This is a genomic window from Streptomyces sp. BF23-19 (assembly GCF_041106355.1).
GTDB lineage: Bacteria > Actinomycetota > Actinomycetes > Streptomycetales > Streptomycetaceae > Streptomyces > Streptomyces virginiae_A.
In genome coordinates, this window is sequence record NZ_JBGBPT010000118.1 from 1 (window position 1) to 22,234 (window position 22,234).

The following is a 22,234-nucleotide window of genomic DNA, read 5'->3' on the forward strand; positions in this document are numbered from 1 at the left end:
GTGGACCAAGACCGCCGACCAGATCCTCGACCGCATCTGCCGCTACTGCGACAGGATCTCCAAACCAGGTCACTAGGCCTCGCTGCCCAGCGCCACGGCCGCGGTGTTCTCGGCCGTACCGACGACCACCACTGGCTCATCCCTGGCCAAACGGCAGGCGAGCCCATCACCGTTCAGCCCTTGGTCCAACGCCTGAACCAACTCGGCATCCGGGCCCGCCCCGCCCGCAACACCACCCTGATGGAACTCGCCGCAGAGCTTCCCGCCGCTGTCATCAGCCGACTCCTAGGCCTGAGCATCACCTCAGCCGAACACTGGATCGCCGAGGCCGCAGCCGGCCGCATCCACTACGCAGCTGACTTGGCCCAACGCTGATGAGGCTCCGCGCCGGACCCATGCGCCGGCCGGGGCCTCGTCGGGGTCCGTGGTGAGCCCAAGGGGCAGTTGGATGATCTTGGCGGTAGCAATGCGGTTCGGCGCGAGAAGCCGGGTGGTTCTCCTCTTCCTGGAGGTCCTGCCCGCAGATCAGACGGCTGAGGGCGATTGCGCAGCACCCCGTCTGCCGCGGGCTGCCATCATGCTCGAATGGCCCACGACATAGTGTTCTTCCTCGCCCCTGACGACGAGACCGCCGCCTCGACGCGTCTGCGGGGACCTGGCGGGGACTGTGAGTCCGTGACCTGCCGTTTTATTGAGCCGGACAGTGCCATCGCCGAGTGGGACATGTACTTCGAGGCCCCTTCGACCGAGGCCCCGCCGCTTGAGCAGCTCCATGCGTGGCGGCCGTGGCCGGAGTGGGTCACCGCCCCCTTGAACGATGGCGTTGAGGTGTTAGCTCTGCCGAAGCGGCTGACCCGAGCGCTCGGCAAAGCGAGTTCCGCCGAACTCGAAGAGCTCGCAGGCCGCTGGGTTGCGCGGCTCCGGGCTGAGGACGGCGACGACATGACCGACGATGATCTCCTTGCGGTTTTGCAGGGCGTTGCCCGCCTCGCAGCGTCTGCGGCGAATACGGGTGGCGGCCTCTACAGCTGGAGCTTCTGACCGTCTCCCCGCGAGGGCCGCTCGTTCTTGACGCCGCTGCACGCCAGGAGCTCGGTCCCGGTGGCGTCGAAGTACAGGGTGAAGAACCAAGATCGGTCTGCTGCGACGATGTTGCCTGTACGCAGTTCCTCATCACGGTGCCGGGCGCGGAGGATCTCAACGGTCTCGTCAAGGCCGACGGTCGTCAGGCCGATCTTCAACGACCGCCTCAGCCTTGTCGCAGCTATGCCAAAGACCATCCAGTGCGGGGCCTGTCCGTCGTAGAGCATGACCTCGCCGCCGGCGGCGATGGCGTCGCGCGCTGCTTCGCAGGCACTGGTCTGGCCTTGGAGCATCGCGGTGATGTCGGGCTGACTTGGGTTTTCTTCCTCGGTGGCCATGCGGCGACTGTAGGGAGCGAACGCGGGCGTTGCTACGGGATTCGGCGTGGCCTGCGCGGGGCCGTTGGGCCGTGGGGAGCCGTATCAGGCCGCCTACCCGGCGGAGGACGTTCGTCGATGGCGCGGCTACTTCGCGCTGATGGCCGCAGCCTGTGTTCGGCATCGTTCCAGCCCTGCAGTCACTCTTCGTGGTCCGGGCTGTCCTGGCTGGCCAGGAGTTCGCCAGCCGCGGTCATTGCTGCCCAAAAGTCGCGTGGTGAGCCGCGCCCGTCCCGGAACCGGGTTTTGGCGAAGTGGAGGAAGATCTTCGTGAGCTCCCCGGTGCGAAACCAGGCGAGCAGGCCGCCCGGATAGCCTCCGCGGGCACCAGCAGCGGTTCCCAAGAGGTCGCGGATGCGCTCCTCGTGTTCCGCAAGTACTCGGTCCACGATGAAGACGTGCCCAAACGTGAGAACGAAGGCGAGGTCCTCCTCCTCACCCACCGCGAAGTCTGAGAGGGCGGTACGTAAGCTGATGTCCGGTTCGGTCGTCGCTTGATCGTGTGACTGCGGGGAATCCCGGCCAATCGACGGGCTTGGTCGTGTTGGAGTGGTGTGGTGAGCGACCGCAAGCCCTACAAGAGCGACTTATCCGACGAACGCTGGGCGCTGATCGAGCCGGTACCCACTGCGTGGAAGGCGAAGCATCCCTCCGTCAGTGGTCACCGGGGCAGCTACGAGATGCGGGAGATCGTCAACGCGCTCCTTTACCAGTCCCGGACCGGCTGCCAATGGGACTACCTGCCCCACGACCTGCCGCCGCCCGGCGCGGTGAAGTACTACTTCTACAAATGGCGCGACGACGGTACCGACAAGGTCATCCACGATCTGCTGCGCTGGCAGGTGCGTGAGAGCCGGGGACGATTAGCCGACCCGAGCTTGGTGGTGCTCGACACCCAGAGCCTGCATGCCGCCGCCGGGGTGCCCGCGGCCACGACCGGATGGGACGCCGCCAAGAAGGTACCGGGCCGCAAGCGGGGGCTCGCCGTCGATGTGCTGGGCCTGGTGATCGCCGTGGTGGTGCTGGCCGCTTCCGTGCACGACAACGTCTTCGGCACCGCGTTGCTGGACAAGGTCGCAGCAGGGACCTCCACGGTGACGAAGGCCCTGGTGGACCAGGGGTTCAAGAAGAGCGTGGCCGACCACGGCGCCAGCTTGAGCATCGCGGTGGAGATCGTCGAGCGCAACCCGGCCAACCGCAGCTTCGTCCCGCAACCGATCCGCTGGAGAGTCGAGCAGACCAACGGGATCTTGATGCTGCACCGCAGGCTGGTCCGCGACTACGAGCACCGCCCGGTCTCGGCCGAGTCACGGGTGTACTGGGCGATAAGCGACGTAATGGCCCGTCGGCTGACGAGCACCTCCGCCCCGTCCTGGCGCGGCGCGTGAGCGGCGACCCGCAGCAGACCCTCGGCGCCCTGCTGGCCCGCCTGGAGGTCCGCGAGCGGCAGATCGCCGTGGAAGCGGAGGCCGCTCACGAGCAGATCGCGCAACTGACCGCGCTGCTGAACGGACTCGCCCAGGCCGCCGAACACATCACGATCACCCGCAAGACGCTCCTGGAGCTGCCCGACGAAACGGCTCCGGCACCGGCCACACCGACTCCGGCCCTGCCGGACGGCCCCGCGTACCAGCAGATCATGGCCGTGTTCGCCGAAGCCAGCACCCCACTACGGGCGAGGAACGTGTGCGAGGTAATGGATCTGGATCTCCTGCCGAACAACATCAACAACGTCCGCATCAAACTGAAGCGCCTAACCGGGCGTGGAATCCTGGCCGAGACCGAGCCAGGCCTGTTCACCAGGCCGCGACCGTAACTGCCCGGACGTCCCCTCCCCTTCGAGGGCCAGCGGGGCTGAGGCCGGTGGGTGCGCTGACCGACTCCTGTGCGCCGTTACGGGCAGCTGGAATGAACCGTAAATCATAGAAATCTTCATTAAGGCCGCACTAGGCTGGCCGCCACCAGAAGATGACGCTTCGCCACATGGACGTCTGCAACGGTCTGCTGCGCCCGGTGCGCCTCGGGCCGACGACGCCCCGACGACCGACTCGACGAGAGGGGACGGGACATGACGCGTTCCCGAAGGCCGGCACGGTTCAGCTTCTTACCGGGAGTTCTGGGCCTGGTGATCCTGTTCGCACTGAGTGGCTGCGCAACCAGCTCCGGCGACTCCGCGCACGCCGCACCCACGAAACCGGCGCTGGACGTCTGCGCTTTGGCGACCGAGGAGGAGGTCGGGGCGGTCCTCGGCCAACCGGCAAAGGGAAGGCGGGATGACAGCGTCCTGCCCGGCCGCACGCAGTGCACCTACGTGAACGCCGCTGCCAAGGGCCGCATCGTCTTCATCGCCCTGCTGCCCTTCGAGGTCAGCCAGCACACCAAGCCCGGCACTCTACCGGTGGCCGGAGTGGGCGACGTGGCTCTGTACGACGAAGCCTCGATCGGTGGCCATCTGTACGTGCGCAAGGGCTCGGTCAACTTCGCCGTCAACTACGCTTTTGATCCCCTTGCCCCGGGAATCCCCGACCAGCACTCCAGTCAGATCCGCGACCACCTCGAAACGCTGGCCCGCGCGATCGTGTCAAGGCTGTGAGCGGCCGCGCCTGCGTCAGCCCACCTCGATGACGGAGAACCGCCCGCACCAAGGATCGGCGAGCCGGGCCGCCCGGCCGTACGGGGTCTCCTCCAGTCAAGGACTTGCCCGACGGCCTGGCGTACGGTCAGGTCGGCGTCGGTGACGGCGAAGTGCACCTGCCAGTGCGGCCACCCCGGTGCCATGCCGCAGCGGATGCCCGCCACCGGTTCGCCGTCAACCAGCAGGTCGACGGTGCCGCCGCACTCGTGGACGCGCTGTGACACCTCGTCGGCGCTGTCCACGGCGAAGTAGGTGGTCCACCCGGCGGCGGGGGGCTGCCGATACCGGCGACCTTGGCGCCGCTCAGGGTGGCGCGCACGTAGGCGCCCAGCCGCGTCGGCCTGAGAGGCGTACTCGTCGATCGGCCGGGAGCCCCCACAGTCACACGATCAGGCGACATAGAAACGAACATCAAGTCACATATCGCCCTCTGAGAAGAGTGGCTCGACCTCGCGGAGCCGGGCCTCGGCGTCAGTCCGGGGCACACCCAGGGCCAAGCACACGGCCAACAGACAGACACCCCGTTTGCCGGTCCTCGCGGCCAGCTCGGCGAAGACCTCCTCGTCGCTTTGCCCTGCGGCCAGCATCTCCTGCGCCTCCAGAACCAGCGCGCCCTCGCCCTCCCCGTGCCCCATGGCGAGAGGCTACCGCGAGGGTGCGATGGCCGAGTCGGCTGCGTTCCCCTAGCTCACCGAGGCAGCACGAAGCTTCCCAGCCAGCGGGGTGTGAAGCGCAGCAGAGCCGGATTACAGCCCTATTCCGCACACTCGAATATCCGAAGCTACCGACAACGTCGCCGACGACCCGGAGCAGGCCCAGGCGCTCGCGATTGCGCATCGAGTACCGGGCCACCGCGACCCGGCTGGAGCGCTCCAGTGCTTTGCGGAGAAGCACGTACGGCTTCTGGGCGGCGGGCCCGTCGGGTGAGAGGTAGTAGGCGGTGCCGATCTGCACGGGATCGATGCTGGCGGCCGGCAGGAAGCCGGCGAGTTCAATGGTCCGGGCGGTGGCCACCGGCATGGCGTCGAGGTCCTGGTCGGTGACGGGGATGACTGCGGTCGCGGTCTCGTAGCCGCGCCCGATCTCCGCCGCCGAGACCTCCTGGCCGTCGAGCTCGCACACCTTCCGCACGCGCACGCGCCCGCCGTCGGCGAGATGGATCTGCCGGAAGGCGACGTCGTGCGACTCGGTCGCCGGCCACACCTTGCACATGACCGTGGTGTTGACTGAACTAGTTTCCAGATAATCGCAGGTCAGATGGGGTTTCTGCTAGCTTCCGGTCATGCTTGAGACGGGTGATCCCCCTCGGGATCTGATCAGCTTCGTGTTACCTCAGACCGGCGCTCTGGTGGAGGTGGCGAACCCGGCCCAGCCGTACGTGCTGCTGGATGCCACGGGCGCGGTGGTGAAGCCGGTGTCCGCGTTCTTCGCCGAGCTGCAGGCATGTTCGCGGCCGCCGTCGACGATCCGCTCGTACGGGATGGACCTGCTGCGGTGGTGGCGGTTCCTGAACGGCGTTGGGGTGGAGTGGCATCGGGCGACCCGGTTGGAGGCGCGGGACTTTGCCCGCTGGATGGCGATCGCGCCGAAGCCCGTGAGGGCGCACTGGCGCGGGCGGGCGGCCGGCCTAGCGGCGCCGCCCGCCGCTAGGCCGGCCGCCGGCGTGCCGAACAGCGTGACAGGGCGGGCGGGGCCGGGGCTGATGTACGCGGCGGCGACGCGGGCGCACTGCGAGACCGTGTTGCGGTCGTTCTACGACTTCCACTTGGACGCGTGCACCGGCCCGATCGTCAACCCGTTCCCCACAGGGCGGGAGCGTCGCCGGCTGCCTTCGTCTACTGGCGGGCCGGTCCGGTCTTCACCTGGTGGCCGGTACAGGCCTTCGGTGCCGGTAAAGGTCCCCCGCCGGATCCCGGACACGCGGTTCGACGAGCTGTTCGCGGCGCTGCGTCACCACCGGGACCGGGCCCTGTTGGCGTTCTGGGTCTCTAACGGAGCCCGGGCGGAGGAATTGCTGACGTGCCGGCAGCGCGATGCCCTGCCGGGAGAGCAACTGCTCGGGGTGGTGCGGAAAGGGACGCGGGCGTATCAGCAGGTGCCGTCGGCGGCGGACGCGTTCGTGTGGCTGCGCCTGTACCAGGAAGAGGCGTGGCGGGCAGGGGTGCCGCGGGGGCCGGGGCGCTGGCTGTGGTGGACGTTGCGCCCCCCGTTTCGGCCGTTGACCTACCACGCGGCGCGAGCGATGTTCGGCCGGGCCAACCAGTTGCTGGGATCGAACTGGACACTGCACGACCTGCGCAAGACGGCCGCGTACCGGATGGCGCGGGACCCGAAGCTGGCGCTGACGGACGTGCAGTGGGTCCTGGGCCACGCGCACCTGAGCACCACCCAGATCTACCTGCCCGCGGGCCGCGAGGAGATCGTCGACGCGGTGCGCGCCCACCACGCGCGGCAGAGCCGCGAGGCCCGGGTCGTGGCGGTCCCGGCGGCCGGCTACCGGCCGGACTCGCTGGACGAGCTGTTCGGGAGGACCAGGTGAACGCACGGGTCCGGGAGACCACCGGCGCTGCCGCAGCAGGCCTGGCCGTGCTACCGCCGGCACCACGAGCGTCCGGAGGGCTGCTGGAACAGGCCCGCGCTCGCTTCCCGGCCCGCGCGGCCGGGCGGCGGTGGCCGATCACGGACGCTCCGGCCGACGAGGTGCTCGCAGTACTGGAGCAGCCGCCCTTCCGCGCGGACACGGCCCACACCCGGTGGCACCGGCGGTCAGGCGCCCGCGCGGTCCTGGCCTGGCTCTCCGGCTTCGAGGGGGAGAGCTGGCAGGAACGCTGGGAGGCATCCCCGGCCGCCGCCTGCCCGCAGCGCTGGCGGCGGGAGGCCGAGGCGTGGGTGAGCATCGCCGCCGTGCGCGGGACCAACATCCAGGCCGGCCTGCTGATGCTGGCCGCCGCCGATGTGATCCGGCTGCCACTGTCGTGGCAGAGGGGCCTCAACAGCCCCCACGTGCGCACCTTCGTCGAGGAATTTCGCGACCCCGACGGCTTCGCCCGCCTGAAGGAGGTCGTCGGCGCCGAACGGTGGACGTCAACGAGAGGGGGCCTGGCCCGCCGTGCGCTGACCCGGATCATGCTGGCCAAGGGCGGCGGCCTGGCGGACATCACCGTGGGCGACACGCTCGAATACGACGCCGGACTACGCTCGACTGCCCACGGTGTCAGCAGCGGTGGCACCCTCTACTACGCATGGCTGCGCGATCTGGGGCATCTGCCGCCCGACGCCCCGACCACCTTGCGGTTCCTGGAGCAGGTCACTGGCCAGCTCACCTGCCTCCAGCTCGTCGACCGCCACCCCGTCGCCTCCCCGGGGATCAGAGCCCTGATCATCGACTACCTGGAGGAACGCCGCCCCCGCCTGGACTACTCCACCTTGGACAACCTCGCCCGGCACCTGACCAGGAACTTCTGGGCCGACATCGAACGACACCACCCCGGCATCGACACCCTGCGCCTGCCGGCCGACGTCGCCACCGCCTGGAAGGAGCGCCTGCGCACCCGTGTCCAACGACGACGCCGCCCGGACGGCTCCATCGAGCAGGCGGTCGTGGAACGCGGCGACCGCACCATGATCTTCATCAACGTCCGCGCCCTCTACCTGGACATCGCCCGCTGGGCGATCGAAGAACCAGCGCGCTGGGGTCCGTGGGTGGCGCCGTGCCCGATCAAGGTGGCCGAGGTCGCCAATCACAAGCGCGTTACCCGGACCAAGGCCCGCATGGACCAACGCACCCGTGAACGCCTACCGGTGCTGGAGGCATTCGCCCGGGCCGCCGCCGACCACCACCGGCTGCGCGCGGCCCACCTTGAGATCGCCCGCGCCACCCCTCCCGGCGGCAGCTTCACCCTCGACGGCGCCCCCTACACCCGCGGTGCGAACAAGGCCGGTGCCGCCGCCCGCGACGCGGAAGGCCGCCTGGTGCACCTCGACCGCGCCGAGCACCGCGCCTTCTGGGCCTGGGCGACGGTTGAGTTCCTGCGCCACACCGGCGCCCGTGTGGAGGAAATGCTGGAGACCACCCATCACGCGATGGTGCAGTACCGGCTGCCCACCACCGGCGAGATCGTCCCCCTCCTGCAGATCGCCCCCTCCAAGACCGACGTCGAGCGCGTCCTGCTCGTCAGCCCCGAGCTCGCCGACGTCCTGGCCACGATCATCCGCCGCGCCCGCGACCCCAAGACCGGCCTCATCCCCCTCGTCACCCGCTACGACAGCGAAGAGCGCCAGTGGGACCCGCCCGCGCCCCTGCTCTTCCAGTACAACCGCGCAGGCGAACCCTCCTCCATCAACTCCCAGACCATTCGCGAGATCCTCAAGGAGACCGTCACCTTCATGGGGCTGACCGACACCACCGGCCGTCCCCTGACCTTCACCCCGCAGGACTTCCGCCGGATGTTCATCACCGACGCCATCCGCACCGGCCTGCCACCCCACATCGCCCAGGTCATCGCAGGCCACGCCAACATCAACACCACCATGGGCTACAACGCGGTCTACCCCACCGAGACCATCGAGGCCCACCGCGCCTTCATCGCTCGCCGCCGCACCCTGCGCCCCGCCGAGGAGTACCGCACCCCGACCGACGCCGAGTGGGAGGACTTCCTCGGCCACTTTGAACGCCGCAAGCTCTCCGTCGGCACCTGCGCCCGCGCCTACGGAACGGCCTGCATCCACGAACATGCTTGCGTTCGTTGCTCGCTCCTCAGGCCAGACCCGGCCCAGCGCGACCGGTTGGAGGAGATCCGCGACAACCTCATTGTCCGAATCGCCGAGGCCGTGCGCGAAGGCTGGCTCGGTGAGGTCGAGGGGCTTCGAGTCAGCCTGGCCGGTGCTGAAAACAAGCTCTCCCAGCTGGCCAATAGCGCCGTCAGCGCGGCGGTCGACCTCCCGATGCCGATGCTGAGGCGTGACCTGTGAAGCACCTCATCACTCGCTCCGGAGCGGCAGGCCCCGGGAGGCAGCCGGATCAGAACGGTTCAAATTTCGGCTCGACCGGACCAATCTCACCGTGCTCTGCCAGTTCGTCCAGGTCTGCCGGCTCCAGGAACTCCAAGAGGTCAGGGTCGATCCCGTGGTGCGGGTCCACGTCGCGCAGGCGCTTGACGAAGGCGAGCACGAAGTCGGTGAACGAGCCATCGAAGATCTCGGGGTCGGCCCCGTTGATGTTCGTGACGATCTTCCAGCGGTCAGGGTTCGGGTCGCAGGGCCAGAAGAAGTGCTCGTCGCCGGAGTAGTCGTATCCCCAGGAGATCAGGCCGCCCGAGGCGGGGTGGAACCGGAATGGGTACCTGTCCGAGTCGCGTCGCCACGACTGGCCAAACAACTCGTGGATCTTCCGCATCCGATTCAGCAGCGGGCTGGACCCTAGGGGGTGGAAGACCACCAGCTCTCCGCAGATCGCGCCCGTTCCATAAGCGTCAAGGAATGCCTTGAAGTCGCCCGGTAGCACCGAGCCGAGATAGTTCTCGACCTCGGCCCAGTCGTCCGGGGATGGCTCTCGGGTCGGTGGCAGGCCGAACAGTTGCCCCAGTTCATCCAGACCCGCCATACGCCCCACCTGCTTGATCGTCCGTTGTCGGCGGCAAACCTAGTCAGACTCAGCTGCGGGGATCAAGGGGGAGCGGGGCCGACAGCCCCCGCCGAGTCATCTCACCACCTTGATCATTCGCGACTACGACCAACGAGGTTCATGAGCGTCGAAGTTCAGAGAAGTGACCAGGCCGAACGAGATCGCGCCGCTCCAGATGGGTCGCACGTCGGAACCTTCCGCCTGGGCCCCTGAAACCAGGGTCGCACCAGCGGAAGACGGCTGCGGGCGGCATACACCAGGTGGGTGCGGAAGCGGAGGGGGTGCGCGGGGCGCGGCCCCGTCGCGGCCTGGATGGCCAGGCCGCACCCCGCACCAGGGAACCTACCCGCCGACCTCTGTCCCACTTGCGGTCGGGTAGGCGGACCGCGGGCGCTCGGTCGGCTCAGGCTTCCAGTACCCCCAGCCCGGAGTCGGCGCGGCAGATCGCGCACGCCTCCACCCCCTGCGTGAGGGCCTGGACGGCCTGCTCGCGGGAGGCGGGGCGGGAGCGCGCCATGCCCATGGAGCAGTCCCCGGTGTGCACCATCACGGGCCGGCGCACCGCGCCGATCCCGTACTGGATCCGCCACTCGACCTCCGGCACGGGCCGGTGCTCGCTTGCGGCCAGGCGCTGGTCGCGGCGGGCCTCGGCGATCAGCGTGCGGACTTCGGTGAGGAGCGCGTTCAGCTGCTGCTCCACCACCTCGAGCCGAGCCAGATCCGGTGGGAAGAGCGCGCGCGGATCACGCCCGGCCACGGCAGCTACCCCGCAGCCGGCTCGTGGGCCCGCTTGAGCGCCATCCGGGCCGCCACGACCTTCTCGCGTTCGACGCTCTGCCAGAACGCGTCCGTCATCACGACGCCGGTCAGCCGCCGCAGCCGGCGCTCCAACCGCCCCAACGCCACCTGCTGCTCCGGGGTGTAGCCGGGGCTCGGCGGCACGTTGCCGCGCAGGGAGTAGCGGCCCTCCTGGACCGTCCAGCCGGGGAGGGGTTCCGCCGACCACGGCAGGGTGGCGCACAGGGTGGTGTGCTCGGCGCGGACGCGGTGGAGCTGTGCCTGCAGGGCCCGCAGACGGGGAGGGAAGTCGAAGGACATGACGTCATCGTACGTCTGTTCGAATTGACGCAGCCACACGCCGCGCTCGCACCGGAAATCGAACAACTGATGTAATCAAGCCATGGCGCAAAACCGTTTCCCGGAGGATTTGATCAAGCTCAAGCAGCAGCAGATCCGCACCTTCAACCGCCTGGCCCTGCGGCCGGCGACGGGAACGGCCGAGCTCCGGAGCGAGCTGACCAGACTCTTCTGCCTCATCGGCTCCCACCCCCACTGGCAGAGCGAGCCCCTGACCGGCCGGGCGCGCTCCGACCTGCACCACCAGGCCGTCGCCGCGCCCGGCGGGGAACCCGAGCTCGTCGTGGAGTACCGCGACGGCGAGTTCACGGTGCGCACGTCCGAGACCCGCTCGCGCTCCTCCTGAGGCCGACGGCATGCGTCGGAGCGCCTTTCCCGGCGTCCGTCGCGCGCGGGGAAGAGTCCGTACAGCGGCACGGCGGCACGGCCGGCCCGGGGCGCAAGGGGCTTTCCCGGACCCGCGCGCCACGGTGTTGTCAGACGGGTCCGGTAGTCCGCCGGGCAGTTCTGCCGCGAACGTGCACATCTCCGTCAGCTGATGGGCGGAGTAGAGGCGTCGAGTAGCCCGCCGATCGAAGGAGCCTGGCAACGAGGGGGCTCACGCCGAGAGGTGCCTCCTCCGTGGGTGATGGTGTGGTCCCGCGGCCTGAGCGGCCGCGGGACAGGAGGAGTGTGTCAGCGGCCACCAGGCGTGGGAACGCGCGTGACCGGTCCGGCGGGTGTGCACAGATCGTCGCCGGCGACGATCAAGGCGAGGACGACGGCGACGGCTTCGTTGCGCAGGACGCGGGCTGCCTGGCGCAGGCGGTCCGGATCCGGGCTGGGCAGGGACAGGGCCACGCACTGCGGTTCGGTGCCGGTGCCGATGGGGACGGCGGCGCAGACGGTTCCGAGGGTGTACTCCTGAAGGTCGAGCAGGGGTTGGCCGGGCCAGCGGTCGTCGAGCTCGTCGAAGAGGACCTCGGGGCTGGTGATGGTGTGGGGGGTGAACTGCTCCATGCGGTACCGGTTGAGGTGGTCGCGGCGCTTCTCCGGTCCGAGCTGGGCCAGGAGTGCCTTGCCGACGGCTGAGGCGTGGGCGGCTTCGCGGAAGTCGACCCACTCGTGGACGGCCGGGGTGCGCGGGCCGTCGGCGTACTGGGTGATGGATACCTCGCCCTCGGAGTAGCTGGCGACGTAGACGGCAGCTCCGACCGCGTCGCGCAGGTATCCGAGCGTGTCGCGGAGCTCGCCCATCCGGTCACGGTCGGCGGCCGCGAGATGCAGGGCGGAGCCGGCGGAGTACACGCCGGGGATGATCGGGGCGACGAGCTGGGCACGGACGAGTTGCTGCAGTGCCTGGTTGAGGTGGAGCTGGCCGAGGCCGGTCTCCCGCGCGATCTGGGGGAGGCGGACACCGCCGATGTGGCGGTGCACCACCTCGAGCACGCGCAGGGCCCGGTGGGCTGCGTCCAGGCTGGAGCAGGCAGGCCGCCGGGGAGCCCGGCGGGCGATGCGCGCTCCCTGCTTGGCGTCGGCGGTCAGCCCGGCCGGGGCCAGACGAGCACAGCGGGCCAGGGCCGAGGCGAGCTGGCTGGTGGTCCTGTAGATCTCGCCGAGGGCGATGTCCTCACGTGGGACCAGGGCCGTCATCGCCCGGTGCAGCGGCGGGGGGAACTGCCGCAGGGCCTTGGGGTCGGTGGGCGGGTGAGCGGCCAGGTCGGTGGTGGAAATGGGTGGCGAGGACCAGATGACAGAGGCGCCCAAGGGGGATTCCAGATCCTCGGGGACCGGCGGCAGGGCTGGCAGGTCCGTCTCGTCATCGTTGGTGGGGCTGGTGGTCTGCCCTTGCCAGTGGTGGGCGATGGTGACTTCGGCCCGGGACAGGTGCAGGAGGTACAGGGCCCGGGCAGCGGTGGCCGAACCGGCACCGGCGGCGTACTGGAACCAGAACTGGGCGCCCTCCATCCGGCCGGACAGGTGCAGCAGGCTCGCGAACAGAAGGGCAGAAGGCCGGCTGTAGGGCCAGGCGTCCGCGTCCAGGGCGATCCGGGTGAACCCCGGGCTGTCGACCAGGTCCCGGGCAAGCCGGTCGAGGGCGCGGGCGGCCCGCACGTGGCAGGCCGCGTCCAGCACCAGCTGACGCTCTGCCCGGTTGGCCGGAACCCGGGAACCAGCCGCGGCGATCCCGTGCGGGACTGGTGGCAGGGCACCACCTCCCGAACGCTGCGCCGCCGCACCCTTGCGGTGACCGACGACGCGCAGGGCGATACGGCGGCGCGCCTCCGTCTCGTCGTAGGAGGCGTAGTCGCCGGTGAAGACTTCGGCGGCCAGGAGAGCCTCGTCGTCCACGTCACTCGGCGATCCGGCAGGGTTGCCGGTTGTGTCCTTCACAGGTCCTTCTCCTCTCCGGGGGTCCAGTCCAAGTTGATCTTTTCGGCAAGCGTTCGGCGGGCGGTGTAGATGTGGGAGCGCACCGTGGTCGGGGAGATACCCATCAGCTGCGCGACCCGCCTCCGTTCCAGGCCCAGGACGAAGGTCAGCAGCACGACGTCGTAGTGCCGCTCGGGCAGCTCGGCGATCGCCTCGTACAGACCGAGCGTGGACACCTGCTGTGCTTTCAGCCGGCGGCGGGACGCACGCCGCAGCGCGGCGAACTGGGCGGTCTTCACCAGCGCGACCGGGACGATCTGGGCCGCCTTGTACCGTGCGACATGCTCGCGCAGCTGGGACCAGGCGAAGCCCGGGAGGCTGGCTTCCTGCAGCGCCTCCGGCCATACCTGCAGCAGGAACGTGAACACGTCCTCGACGACGGCCGCGGCGACCTTGCCGTCGCCGAGCTCCCACTGCGCGTAGTGCAGAAAAGCCAGGTGGTTCTGCGAGTGGAACGCAACGAACTCCACCGGCATGACCCCGGCAAGCTCGACGTCGACCGCCTGCTCTCCGAACGGGTCGTCCTCGGCGTTGGTCATGAACTCCCCCACTGCTGCTCCCCGGCCCCGTTCAAGTCGGTACTCGGCATGTCACGCGGCCGGTCCAGGTGACCGGCCGTCAGGCTGCGGCCTGCGGTGAGTTCGGCGGCGCCTACCCGCACTCCGGCGCCCAGCAGGCGGCGGAGTCCTCGCGCCACGTCAGGGGCGAACACCCGCACGGCAGTTGTGCCTATCAGTGCCAGAGCGAGCGGTTCGGTGATGTCCACGGCGCGGGAAGTCCTTCCAGACGATCTTCAGACGGCAGAGCCAGGCGTGCCTTCCCCAGTCGGCAGCCGGGGAGCCGCCACCACGAGGCGGCTCCTACTGACCAGCCAATCGAAACGACCCTGCGAACGTTCAGGGCGTCTTGGTAAAACTTCTGGAGCGGGCGCATCCGCTTCCTTGTGCGCCCCCACACGCCAGCGCACGCCCCTGCTCACCCAGCACATGGCCGTGTCCCTCGGACGATCGTTTCTGCGGTGGATCTCCCCACCCAGCTGGGTGAAGGAGCCGATCTCGGGCTGGGCAACCGCACTTCAGACCCGCTACAACCCAGGTCGTGATCAAGGACTTCATGCGTCGCGGCCTGCCCGCGCTCACCCTCGCCGCACTTCCCCTCCTCACCGCTGGCGTGCCCACCGCCCACGCCGGACCGGTCCGCGCCACTGCCCCCTCAACGGCGGGCGCACCGACCACCGCCGGGCTCCGCGCGCCGCTGCCGCTGTTCGAGGCGATCGACCGGATCCCCGTCGCCGACGAGCAGCGTGAGGGATACAAGCGGGACCTGTACAAGCACTGGAACCGCGGACTGAACGCGACCGACGGCTGTGACACCCGCAGGGAGGTCATCCTGTCCGAGGCCGTGGAGGCTCCACAGGTCGCTGCCGGCTGCAAGATGTCGGGCGGATCGTGGCTGAGCCCCTACGACGACGTCGTCGTAACGGACGCCGCCGGTCTCGATGTAGACCATTTCGTACCCTTGGCCGAAGTCCACGACTCGGGTGGCTTCGCATGGGACCCGGCGCGGCGTGAGGCGTACGCGAACGACCAGGCGTCCCCGCTGACGCTGATCGCGGTCACCGCGAAGTCGAACCGGTCCAAGGCCGACAAGGACCCCGCCCAGTGGCTGCCGCCGGCCGGCGGATACCACTGCGAGTACGCCGCCCAGTGGACCGCGACGAAGCTGCGCTGGAATCTCGCCGCCGATGACGCCGAGCGCCAGGCGCTGCTCGGGGTCGCGGAGGACTGCCGGAACACCACCGTCGTCTACGAGAGTGCGTCCTGACCGGGCCGGTCTCGTGACTGCGGCCCAATGCCACACCGGGGCACCCGCCCGTGACGGCAAGCGGTGGTGTGTCGAGGAGCCTGCGGGCGGGGCGGTCGGACGGAGTGGGTGCCGCTGTCGCCGGCGCAGAGCGCCGCCCTGCGGCGGGACCGGCACCTCGTGGACCTGCACCACCCAGTCGCCCTGCTCGGCATGGTCACCGCCGAAACCCTGTACACCGGAGACACTCCGGCCAGGCTGGATCCCGAGTTCGTGCAGGCCGTGGAGAAGCGCACGCCCTCCCAGGGGTGTCCGGGGGCGGCGGGGGTGAGGTGCTCGGCGACCTGCCGGGCGGTGTCCGGGCGCAGCGGTACGGTCCGGCCGGCCGCGCGCAGTCGGCCAGCGCCGCGACAGGGCCTCGATCTCCGTGGCCGCGGCGTCGTGGTCCTGGTTCCGGGACAGCTGCTGCTCGATGGCCGCGCGGTCTGCCGCGAAGAACGGCGGGTGCCAAGTCACCGTGCCGTGGGCCCCGGCTGGCAGGCTCAGGGCCGGGCCCGCACTCTCGTGCTGTCGGTGGCGGGAAGGTCTGCCCAGTGAGTGGCGCCACGCGGGAGGGCTCGGGTGCCGCATGCAGTCGCCAGTTGGGCGACGATTTGACCGCCGCGGCCGTGTTCCTCCGGGTCGCAGGCAGGGCTCCAGGCACCGTCTGCGGGGGCGGGGCCGCCGTCGTCGACCTCTATGCGCAGGGTGTCGGTGCGCTGCTCAAGGCGGAGGAGTACGGGGGGCAGGGCGTGTTCGACGGCGTTGGTGACGAGTTCGGAGACGACGAGGAGGGCCTGGTCGGTCGCATTGCTGTCCGTACCCCAGGCGTCGAGTACGGCTTGGGTGATGCGGCGGGCCCGGCCACGGTGGGCACGTTCGCGCGCAGGGTGGGGGAGTGGAGGAGTGGAAGCGCCGCTCGCGGAGCAACCGGTCGCAGCTGCCCGTCGGCCGGGCGCGGGTGTGGGCGTGGTGCTTCGAGGCCTGGAGGAGGAGGAGGACGCGCGTGAGCGGGCCGCGCAGCGGGTCGAGGGCGCCGATCTCGACGACGCGCTCGGCGATCGGGAGGCGGAGTGGGCGCGCTCCCAAAAGTCCTGGAGGCTGTTGTAGGGCCGGCTGGCCGCGATGCGGTGATCTGGTCCTCGCTGATGCCCTTCATCGAGGACGGCGACAGCCCCCACCCGCTGCTCTCGGTCTCCTCGATGCGGAGGCCGCCCTGCTGCCGGACGGCCTGGTCCTCGACGGCGAACTCCTCCCCTGGGATACGGCCACGGGCCAGCTGTCCCTCGAGGGACAGCAGCGCCGCACCGCCGCCCGCAGCCTCCGGTGGTCGCCACCATAACGCCGACAAAGCCCCGGCCGAATTTCATTTCCGTCAAATATTGACTATGCGTGAAGCCGATACGGAAAAGGTTGAATGTGGCAGCAGTTCGGCGGGGGGAAGGAATCCCCATAGGTCGGTCGTCGGCTCTTCGTGCAAGGACACTCACGCGCGCGCATGGAATCCCTCCCGGAACTCGCAAGTGGATCCCCTGAGGTTCACTTGAGGATTCGCGTATCCTGCGCCATTCATAAGGAAGCCCTTCGAGACGTATCTGAGGCTTTTTCGGCCATAGTCGAAAGCGAAATATTACGGTCCGTTTCAGGGACTGGAGGCGAAGCCGGCGCCGATGGCACGGCGACCAGGCGTCAGTGGGATGCCTTGCGACGGCGCCGGAGGAGGACGTAGCCGGCCCCTCCCATGACGGACAGAGCGGCGACGGAGCCGACCAGCCAAGGAGTCGCCTTCCGGGCCGCGCCCGCCTGAGGCGCGATTGCCGGGTCCTGGCAACCAGGTGCGGCTTCGGTCACTCGGTAGCGTGCCCATTCCTTGGCGGGCTTGCCCTTCTCGTTCCAGTGCACGGTGTAGACGCCAGGCTGCACTTCACACCGGATCCGGACCGCGGCGTCGACTTTCTTGCTGCCGCGCATCACTACCGACTGTGTGAAGGCCGGGGAGGACAGCTCGACCTCCCCGTCCCCTGCCATGTGCGAGTTGTCGGTGGCGGTGATCGTCCCACCCGCCCGCACGGTACGCACGTCCCAGGGTGTCTGTGGCCACGGCGCATCGCCAGGCCAGTGTTCCTCCTGCGACTCCAGCGGCAGTTCGGACACCCTCCTCGCGCACTCCACGCGCTCGGTTTCGTCGGCCGGCGCCACCCTGACGCTCCCCCACAGCCGGTCGATCCCGGACGGGTTCTCCTCGCCCACCGGAGACCTGAAGCGCACCTCATAGGGACCGGAGGCGGCCGTACAGGCGACCGTCATGATCGCGGTGACGAGACGGTCCTCCCTTCGTAGCGTGCCCGCCGTCACGAAGGCGCCGGAAACCACTCGCACGCCGTTCCTGGTGTCCGCGTCGACCGTGGCGCTCGTCGAGATCGTGACCCGATCGCCCGGCCGGACCGTCAGCTCCGCCCCACTCGGCAACGGCCGGGGCGGATCGGAGACCGGCGCCGCTAAGGCGCCACCCGTCGCGGCTGACAGCGACAGGGCAAGCATGGCGGCCACACCGAACCGAGTCTGATTAGTAGCCATTAGCCCTCATTTCAACTTCGTTGACGATCTTTCAAAGTGCTGCATAGTCTGCCCCCTCTTCGAACTGACGCACCATTGCCTCCCGCCTTGGCGCGCTATGGCCTAGCTCAGAAAGCAAGTTCTGTGAGATCCAGATGGTTAAACACACTCGCTCTCAGCATCGCGACCGTCTTACTCGGCAGCACTGCCGCTGCGGCTTCGGGCACTCCGGCCCCGACCGCCTCAGTGCCGGTCACCGCTCCCGCCCTCCCCTCCCCGCCCTCCGCCGCGCCAGGGTCTCCGCCCGGTTCCGCCCACGGTCCCACCCCCACCCCCTCTGCGCCGCCTTCTTTGTCGCCACGCCCTGCTCCGTCACCGCCTTCGCCTCCCGCTTCCGCCTCTCCTTCTCGTTCCGCCGCGGCGGAGGCGGAGTTCTGGAGCGCTGAGCGAATGGCCAAGGCCAAGCCGGTCGGCGCGGTGCGCAGCGATGCTCCGGCGGCCCCGGGCATGGCCCCGGCCGCCCCTGCCAGCACCCCCACGGCAGCCCACTTCGACGGACTACCGATGGTCGGGACGTTCTTCTTCCAGGGCACGCCGGTCAGCGGGGACAGCACCTATTGCAGTGGCAGTGTCGTACGCAGCAAGGGCAAGAACATGGTGCTCACCGCAGGCCACTGCGGGACCCAACTGAAAAATTCGGTGCAACGCATCTTCGTGCCGCAGTACCGGTACGGCCTCGGCTCGAGCGATCAGCCTTGGGGTGTCTTCCCCGTCCATGAGGTCTACATGGACGGGCGGTACGAGAACAACGGGCGGGGGCCGACGTCCGACCTGGACTTCGCCTTCGTCACGGTCAACGCGAACGCCAAGGGAGCGGTCGAGAACCTCACGGGCGCCCTCACTTTCACTCCGGCGACAACATACGAGCACAATGTGACCGTGGTCGGATACCCCTCCAAGGGCAAGGACAACCCCTCCCACAAGGCCATCCGCTGCGACGTACCAACCACCCGCCTGCACGGGTTCCGGCAGATGAAGATGGAGTGCGGCGGTTTCCACCCCGGTGTCTCCGGCGGGCCCTGGATCAAGGGATACAACCCAAAGACAAACACCGGACAGGTGATCGGAAACGTCGGCGGTGTCGGCGGCGGCGGCGACGTCCACTGGATCTCGTACTCGCCGCTGTACGGCAAGGATGCCCAGGACCTCTACAACGACGCCAACAACGGCATCGGGGAGAACAATGTGCACCGCCCGAACCCCTACCAGGGCGCGACGGACGGCCCCGTCCTGCCCGGCAGTGGCGAGACCTGGAAGCACGCCAAGCAGATAGCCTCCGGCGACTTCTCCGGCACCGGGCACAGTGACCTGCTCGTCATCTGGACCGACGGCGAGGTCACCCTCTACCCCGGCGACGGCAACGGCGGCTTCCGCCCCGAGCGGCAGCTCCTGGCACCCAACGCGGGCTGGAAGCCGGCCGCCACCATCACCGCCGGCGACTTCACCGGATCCAACCAGTTCGACCTGATGGTCCGCTGGGACGACGGCCGGATGACCCTCCACGGCGACGTCGGTTCCAACGGCCTCAACGGGGGAACCGAGATGGCGCCCTCCGGATCCATCTGGAGCCACGCCACCCAGATCGCCGCCGGCCGCTTCAACGCCGCCACCTACGTCACCGACCTCATGGTCCGCTGGTCCGACGGCGAACTCAGCCTCTTCACCAACGTGAGCGCCGGCACCATGGGCCAGGAATACAAGCTCAAGGACCCCAACAGCACCTGGAAGGACGCCACCCTTCTCACCGCGGGGCAGTACTCCGGGAACCAGAAGTGGGACCTCATGGTCCGCTGGTCCAGCGGCGCGCTCAACAACTACGTCGGAACGACCACCGGCGGTCTCGGGAGCGAGCAGCCCATCCACGGCCCCAACAAGACCTGGACCCACAGCGTCATCATGACCACCGGCCAGTACACGAGTGACGGACTCACCAACGACCTCATCATCCGCTGGACCGACGGCGAGACCACCATGTACAAGGACACCCGCATGAACAACCTCGGAACCGAAATCATGATCGCCCCACCCGCATAAGCAGCCCAGCAGACACGTACGTACGCAGGCCGGCCCCGGACGGCCTGCGTACCTCCTTGGCTCAAGGGGGCAGGCCCGCCCCTCTGTCTGATCGGCAACTCCGGCACCGGCAGGTCCCACCTGCTGATTGCTCGAGAAACACTGCAGCTCCGCTTCAGGTCCATCGGTACCTGGCGCGATGCGCGCAGTACCCACGCAGACCTCCTACGCGCCCAGGCCGACCCCAAATGGCTATACCGAGTCATGCCCAAACCCTAAGAACCCACCGTGACCAAGTCCCGAGGTCGACGCCCGTGGTCCGGCCAAGCAGAGTGAAGACCACACGCACCATGTGACTACTCCGCTCGCGGGTCGTCGGGGTGGACATGAGGCGAGGTGACCTTTCGGAGGCCGATCAGGGGAACGGCCTCGGCCTTGCCCCTGGCCAGCAACGCGTTGCGCGCGCACGAAGAAGACCGAGTGGCCAGCACCGCGACCACGGCAGTGCCGTAACCCTTGCTCCAGGAGGGGGGCAGCAGCCCCAGGAACGGAGGCGGGCAGCCTGGCGCTCTCCCTCCCCTACCGCAGCCCACATCGCCTCGGCGAGGCCACGCTCGCCCTCACCCGCAAGGCCGTAACCGTCCTGCTCACCCTCCTGTTGGCCGGGGCGCAGCTCCCCGCCGACAGCCCTGCCGCCGGGGAGGCTCCGGCAGCGCAGGCCCAGCCCAACGCACGAGCACGCTGGAACGGCTGCGCCGCCGCTTCCCCACACCGCTGGTGACCGTCGGCGCGATCCGCGACGTCGAACGGCCCGCGGCCCCCGGGCCCCACCTGACCGCCCAGCCGGAAAGCGACACCCTGTATCTCTTCGCAGCCGACCCCGTACTCCACCCGGAGAACCTGCATCTCGCCCTGCCTCACACGTACACCGCCCCCGCCGGCACACATGCCGGAGCGCCCCCGCCAGACGCCGCCACGGCGCACGAGCCGCTCGTCTTCCGCACGTGACGGAGCCGCGCAGGTATCACGACATCGGGCCCCTTGGGTCGGCCAACGAAAAACGGGCGCTGCTGCACCGCCTGCCCTTCGGGGCCGTCTTGCTGGCGGCAGTCTTCTTCATGGAGGCTGTCGCACAGCCGTTCTCATGGCCGCCGTCTTCTTTTTGCTGGGGAGCGCGTGCACGATGGCGGGCTCGCTGCGGCGGCCGTGCAGCCGCTCCCAGGGGCGCGGATCCGTCACGCGAAGCCTGGGAGCGGCTGGGTGGGACTTCCTGTAGAGCTCGCCGTCGCCGTATTTCAGGCTGGCTGCGGCCACTGGGACGTGGAACACGCGGCTGGCGTTCACCCAGTGCCGGGGACGCCGTCGGAGGTCGGAGGCTGCCGCGCACAGGTCGGCGGCCGCGGCCAGGGCCTACTCACGGGGTCGGTGCCGCCCGCCCGGACCGGCGCGAAGACCTCCCATGTCGAGGGGCCTTCGAGCCAGCAGGTGAGCAGCCAGGCCGCGCCATGGGTGACGCCGCCGCCCACGAAGTAGTCCACCTCCAGGGCGGTGAGCGCGGCGGCCTCGCGGGCGGTGATCGGGGCGCCATCGCCCCGGCCGACCTTCAGGGCGGCGGTGCCCTTGGGGCCGGCGGTCTTCCAGACGGCGGAGCCGCGCCGGTCGGTGACCTCGGTGAGGACCAGGCCGCGGCCGCAGTGCACGGTGGCCGCGGCCTGTGCGGCGGCCGGGGCCGGGGAAGGAGTGCTCAAGGGGTGCTCTCCTTCGAAGGTTTCGCCAGGCGGGCGGCCCAGGACCGTACCGACTCCATCGACCACCTCCAGCGGGCCGCGGCCCGGCAGGGCCGTGTCGATACGGGCGGACGACACGGCGATCTTGTCGTGGGCGAGGAGCCAGGCAACCACCGCACGCCGGTCGAACTCCGAGGAACACCCGGTCCTCGCCCGGAACGACCGGGGTGAGGAGGGCGAGCGGGGAACGGGGGCGAGTCGATCTGTCCCACCCCCGAGCGCGGAGGGGAGATTCGTCGAGCCCCATCATCGCGATCTGCTGTGTCAGCACCGTGCCTGAGCGCTGGCCCGTGATCCCGATGGCGGCAGCATCGGCCTGGTTTGGGGCGCTACAGCCCGATGATCAGTCCGACAGCGGCCAGGCAACCGAGGTGGGCGACGGTGAGCAGGAGCCATTCGATGATTCCCATGCGCCAGTGATTGCGTGCCAGCACCCGCGCCAGGCCAACTGACTGGCTGTGGACAACCGTTCGCACAGGGGGGCGAAGTCAGGCGCGGTTGCGGGCCGAAAGTGTCCAAGCCGCCGACCCGGCAGTGATTGCACCCAAGCGTTTGCTGCCGCAGATGCGATCGCAAACGAATCGTTTCCGCCGTATCAGAGGCTGTCGGCGCCTCCCTGAATCGGCCCATAGAGCTCGTAACACGATCTTGCTGCAACGTCCTGGTTGGCCGTGACCGGTGTGAGGTTTTGGCCGTTCGCGATGGTGTG

The 22,234-nt window shown here is 69.2% G+C and carries 24 protein-coding genes and 2 pseudogenes; 13 read left to right on the forward strand and 13 right to left on the reverse strand.

Annotation, left to right across the window (positions count from 1 at the left end):
- Positions 1-180 precede the first annotated feature (180 nt).
- Both AB8A24_RS39465 and AB8A24_RS39470 read left to right on the forward strand, forming a co-directional pair.
- A complete protein-coding gene (locus tag AB8A24_RS39465; RefSeq protein ID WP_369478888.1) occupies positions 181-375 on the forward strand; it encodes a hypothetical protein in 195 nt (64 codons plus the stop codon).
- 210 nt (positions 376-585) lie between these two features.
- Positions 586-1,041, forward strand: a complete 456-nt coding sequence (locus AB8A24_RS39470) for a hypothetical protein (RefSeq protein ID WP_369478889.1) — start codon at positions 586-588, stop codon at positions 1,039-1,041.
- Here AB8A24_RS39470 and AB8A24_RS39475 read toward each other — a convergent pair.
- Both AB8A24_RS39475 and AB8A24_RS39480 read right to left on the reverse strand, forming a co-directional pair.
- Entirely contained in the window at positions 1,023-1,421 is a 399-nt protein-coding gene (locus AB8A24_RS39475; protein WP_369478890.1) for a hypothetical protein, read from the reverse strand. The two genes, AB8A24_RS39470 and AB8A24_RS39475, sit on opposite strands and share 19 nt — an antisense overlap.
- Before the next feature lie 179 nt (positions 1,422-1,600).
- Positions 1,601-1,903, reverse strand: a complete 303-nt coding sequence (locus AB8A24_RS39480) for a hypothetical protein (RefSeq protein ID WP_369478891.1) — start codon at positions 1,901-1,903, stop codon at positions 1,601-1,603.
- A 114-nt stretch (positions 1,904-2,017) separates the two neighbouring features.
- On the opposite strand from AB8A24_RS39480, the gene AB8A24_RS39485 reads away from it, so the two are divergent.
- The 4 genes from AB8A24_RS39485 to AB8A24_RS39500 all read left to right on the forward strand — a co-directional run bounded on the left by AB8A24_RS39485 (position 2,018) and on the right by AB8A24_RS39500 (position 4,316).
- The gene (locus AB8A24_RS39485; RefSeq protein WP_369478892.1) at positions 2,018-2,848 is read left to right on the forward strand and encodes an IS5 family transposase; all 831 of its coding nucleotides are present in this window, start codon (positions 2,018-2,020) and stop codon (positions 2,846-2,848) included.
- The gene (locus AB8A24_RS39490) at positions 2,845-3,276 is read left to right on the forward strand and encodes a hypothetical protein (RefSeq protein WP_327417613.1); all 432 of its coding nucleotides are present in this window, start codon (positions 2,845-2,847) and stop codon (positions 3,274-3,276) included. Before AB8A24_RS39485 ends, AB8A24_RS39490 begins: the two co-directional genes overlap by 4 nt.
- A gap of 309 nt (positions 3,277-3,585) precedes the next feature.
- Positions 3,586-4,053, forward strand: a complete 468-nt coding sequence (locus AB8A24_RS39495) for a hypothetical protein (RefSeq protein WP_267757397.1) — start codon at positions 3,586-3,588, stop codon at positions 4,051-4,053.
- 104 nt (positions 4,054-4,157) lie between these two features.
- Positions 4,158-4,316 (forward strand): hypothetical protein, encoded by a 159-nt coding sequence (locus AB8A24_RS39500; protein ID WP_369478893.1) that lies wholly within the window; start codon positions 4,158-4,160, stop codon positions 4,314-4,316.
- 195 nt (positions 4,317-4,511) lie between these two features.
- Here AB8A24_RS39500 and AB8A24_RS39505 read toward each other — a convergent pair whose 3' ends face one another.
- Positions 4,512-4,730, reverse strand: a complete 219-nt coding sequence (locus AB8A24_RS39505; protein WP_369478905.1) for a hypothetical protein — start codon at positions 4,728-4,730, stop codon at positions 4,512-4,514.
- A 151-nt stretch (positions 4,731-4,881) separates the two neighbouring features.
- Positions 4,882-5,307: pseudogene (locus AB8A24_RS39510) on the reverse strand (Ku protein); the annotation flags it as partial.
- Between the two features lie 70 nt (positions 5,308-5,377).
- Between AB8A24_RS39510 and AB8A24_RS39515 the strand changes: the two are divergent.
- Positions 5,378-6,634 carry a tyrosine-type recombinase/integrase gene (locus tag AB8A24_RS39515; RefSeq protein WP_369478894.1) on the forward strand — a complete coding sequence of 419 codons (1,257 nt, stop codon included), beginning with the start codon at positions 5,378-5,380 and terminating at the stop codon, positions 6,632-6,634.
- Entirely contained in the window at positions 6,631-9,066 is a 2,436-nt protein-coding gene (locus AB8A24_RS39520; protein WP_369478895.1) for a tyrosine-type recombinase/integrase, read from the forward strand. The genes AB8A24_RS39515 and AB8A24_RS39520 overlap by 4 nt, the downstream gene beginning before the upstream one ends.
- Positions 9,067-9,115: 49 nt before the next feature.
- Here AB8A24_RS39520 and AB8A24_RS39525 read toward each other — a convergent pair whose 3' ends face one another.
- From AB8A24_RS39525 to AB8A24_RS39535, 3 genes are all read right to left on the reverse strand, one after another.
- A complete protein-coding gene (locus AB8A24_RS39525) occupies positions 9,116-9,697 on the reverse strand; it encodes an SMI1/KNR4 family protein (RefSeq protein WP_369478896.1) in 582 nt (193 codons plus the stop codon).
- Between the two features lie 424 nt (positions 9,698-10,121).
- Complete coding sequence (locus tag AB8A24_RS39530) at positions 10,122-10,418, reverse strand: DUF6233 domain-containing protein (protein WP_369478897.1); 297 nt, start codon at positions 10,416-10,418, stop codon at positions 10,122-10,124.
- Between the two features lie 62 nt (positions 10,419-10,480).
- On the reverse strand, positions 10,481-10,816 hold the full coding sequence (locus AB8A24_RS39535; RefSeq protein ID WP_369478898.1) for a hypothetical protein: 336 nt from the start codon (positions 10,814-10,816) through the stop codon (positions 10,481-10,483).
- A gap of 82 nt (positions 10,817-10,898) precedes the next feature.
- On the opposite strand from AB8A24_RS39535, the gene AB8A24_RS39540 reads away from it, so the two are divergent.
- Positions 10,899-11,201 (forward strand): hypothetical protein, encoded by a 303-nt coding sequence (locus AB8A24_RS39540; protein WP_369478899.1) that lies wholly within the window; start codon positions 10,899-10,901, stop codon positions 11,199-11,201.
- Between the two features lie 329 nt (positions 11,202-11,530).
- Here AB8A24_RS39540 and AB8A24_RS39545 read toward each other — a convergent pair whose 3' ends face one another.
- Genes AB8A24_RS39545 through AB8A24_RS39555 form a run of 3 tightly spaced genes read right to left on the reverse strand, consistent with a single transcriptional unit; the run spans position 11,531 to position 14,033 of the window.
- A complete protein-coding gene (locus AB8A24_RS39545; protein WP_331745938.1) occupies positions 11,531-13,228 on the reverse strand; it encodes an IclR family transcriptional regulator C-terminal domain-containing protein in 1,698 nt (565 codons plus the stop codon).
- On the reverse strand, positions 13,225-13,818 hold the full coding sequence (locus AB8A24_RS39550) for a sigma-70 family RNA polymerase sigma factor (protein WP_369478900.1): 594 nt from the start codon (positions 13,816-13,818) through the stop codon (positions 13,225-13,227). Before AB8A24_RS39550 ends, AB8A24_RS39545 begins: the two co-directional genes overlap by 4 nt.
- Entirely contained in the window at positions 13,803-14,033 is a 231-nt protein-coding gene (locus AB8A24_RS39555; protein WP_331745933.1) for a hypothetical protein, read from the reverse strand. Before AB8A24_RS39555 ends, AB8A24_RS39550 begins: the two co-directional genes overlap by 16 nt.
- A 347-nt stretch (positions 14,034-14,380) precedes the next feature.
- Here AB8A24_RS39555 and AB8A24_RS39560 point away from each other — a divergent pair, with 347 nt between their 5' ends.
- On the forward strand, positions 14,381-15,091 hold the full coding sequence (locus tag AB8A24_RS39560; protein ID WP_369478904.1) for an HNH endonuclease family protein: 711 nt from the start codon (positions 14,381-14,383) through the stop codon (positions 15,089-15,091).
- Between the two features lie 521 nt (positions 15,092-15,612).
- On the opposite strand, the pseudogene AB8A24_RS39565 reads toward AB8A24_RS39560, so the two are convergent.
- A pseudogene (locus AB8A24_RS39565) lies at positions 15,613-15,969 on the reverse strand (ATP-binding protein); the annotation flags it as partial.
- 109 nt (positions 15,970-16,078) lie between these two features.
- Here AB8A24_RS39565 and AB8A24_RS39570 point away from each other — a divergent pair.
- Entirely contained in the window at positions 16,079-16,219 is a 141-nt protein-coding gene (locus AB8A24_RS39570; RefSeq protein WP_331746109.1) for a hypothetical protein, read from the forward strand.
- A 579-nt stretch (positions 16,220-16,798) separates the two neighbouring features.
- Here AB8A24_RS39570 and AB8A24_RS39575 read toward each other — a convergent pair.
- Positions 16,799-17,686 (reverse strand): hypothetical protein, encoded by an 888-nt coding sequence (locus AB8A24_RS39575; protein WP_331745914.1) that lies wholly within the window; start codon positions 17,684-17,686, stop codon positions 16,799-16,801.
- 429 nt (positions 17,687-18,115) lie between these two features.
- Between AB8A24_RS39575 and AB8A24_RS39580 the strand changes: the two genes are divergently transcribed.
- Both AB8A24_RS39580 and AB8A24_RS39585 read left to right on the forward strand, forming a co-directional pair.
- On the forward strand, positions 18,116-19,759 hold the full coding sequence (locus tag AB8A24_RS39580) for a serine protease (protein ID WP_369478901.1): 1,644 nt from the start codon (positions 18,116-18,118) through the stop codon (positions 19,757-19,759).
- Positions 19,760-20,515: 756 nt separating this feature from the next.
- A complete protein-coding gene (locus tag AB8A24_RS39585) occupies positions 20,516-20,746 on the forward strand; it encodes a hypothetical protein (RefSeq protein ID WP_369478902.1) in 231 nt (76 codons plus the stop codon).
- 332 nt (positions 20,747-21,078) lie between these two features.
- On the opposite strand, the gene AB8A24_RS39590 is transcribed toward AB8A24_RS39585, so the two are convergent.
- Positions 21,079-21,486 (reverse strand): hypothetical protein, encoded by a 408-nt coding sequence (locus AB8A24_RS39590; RefSeq protein WP_369478903.1) that lies wholly within the window; start codon positions 21,484-21,486, stop codon positions 21,079-21,081.
- Positions 21,487-22,234 lie beyond the last annotated feature (748 nt).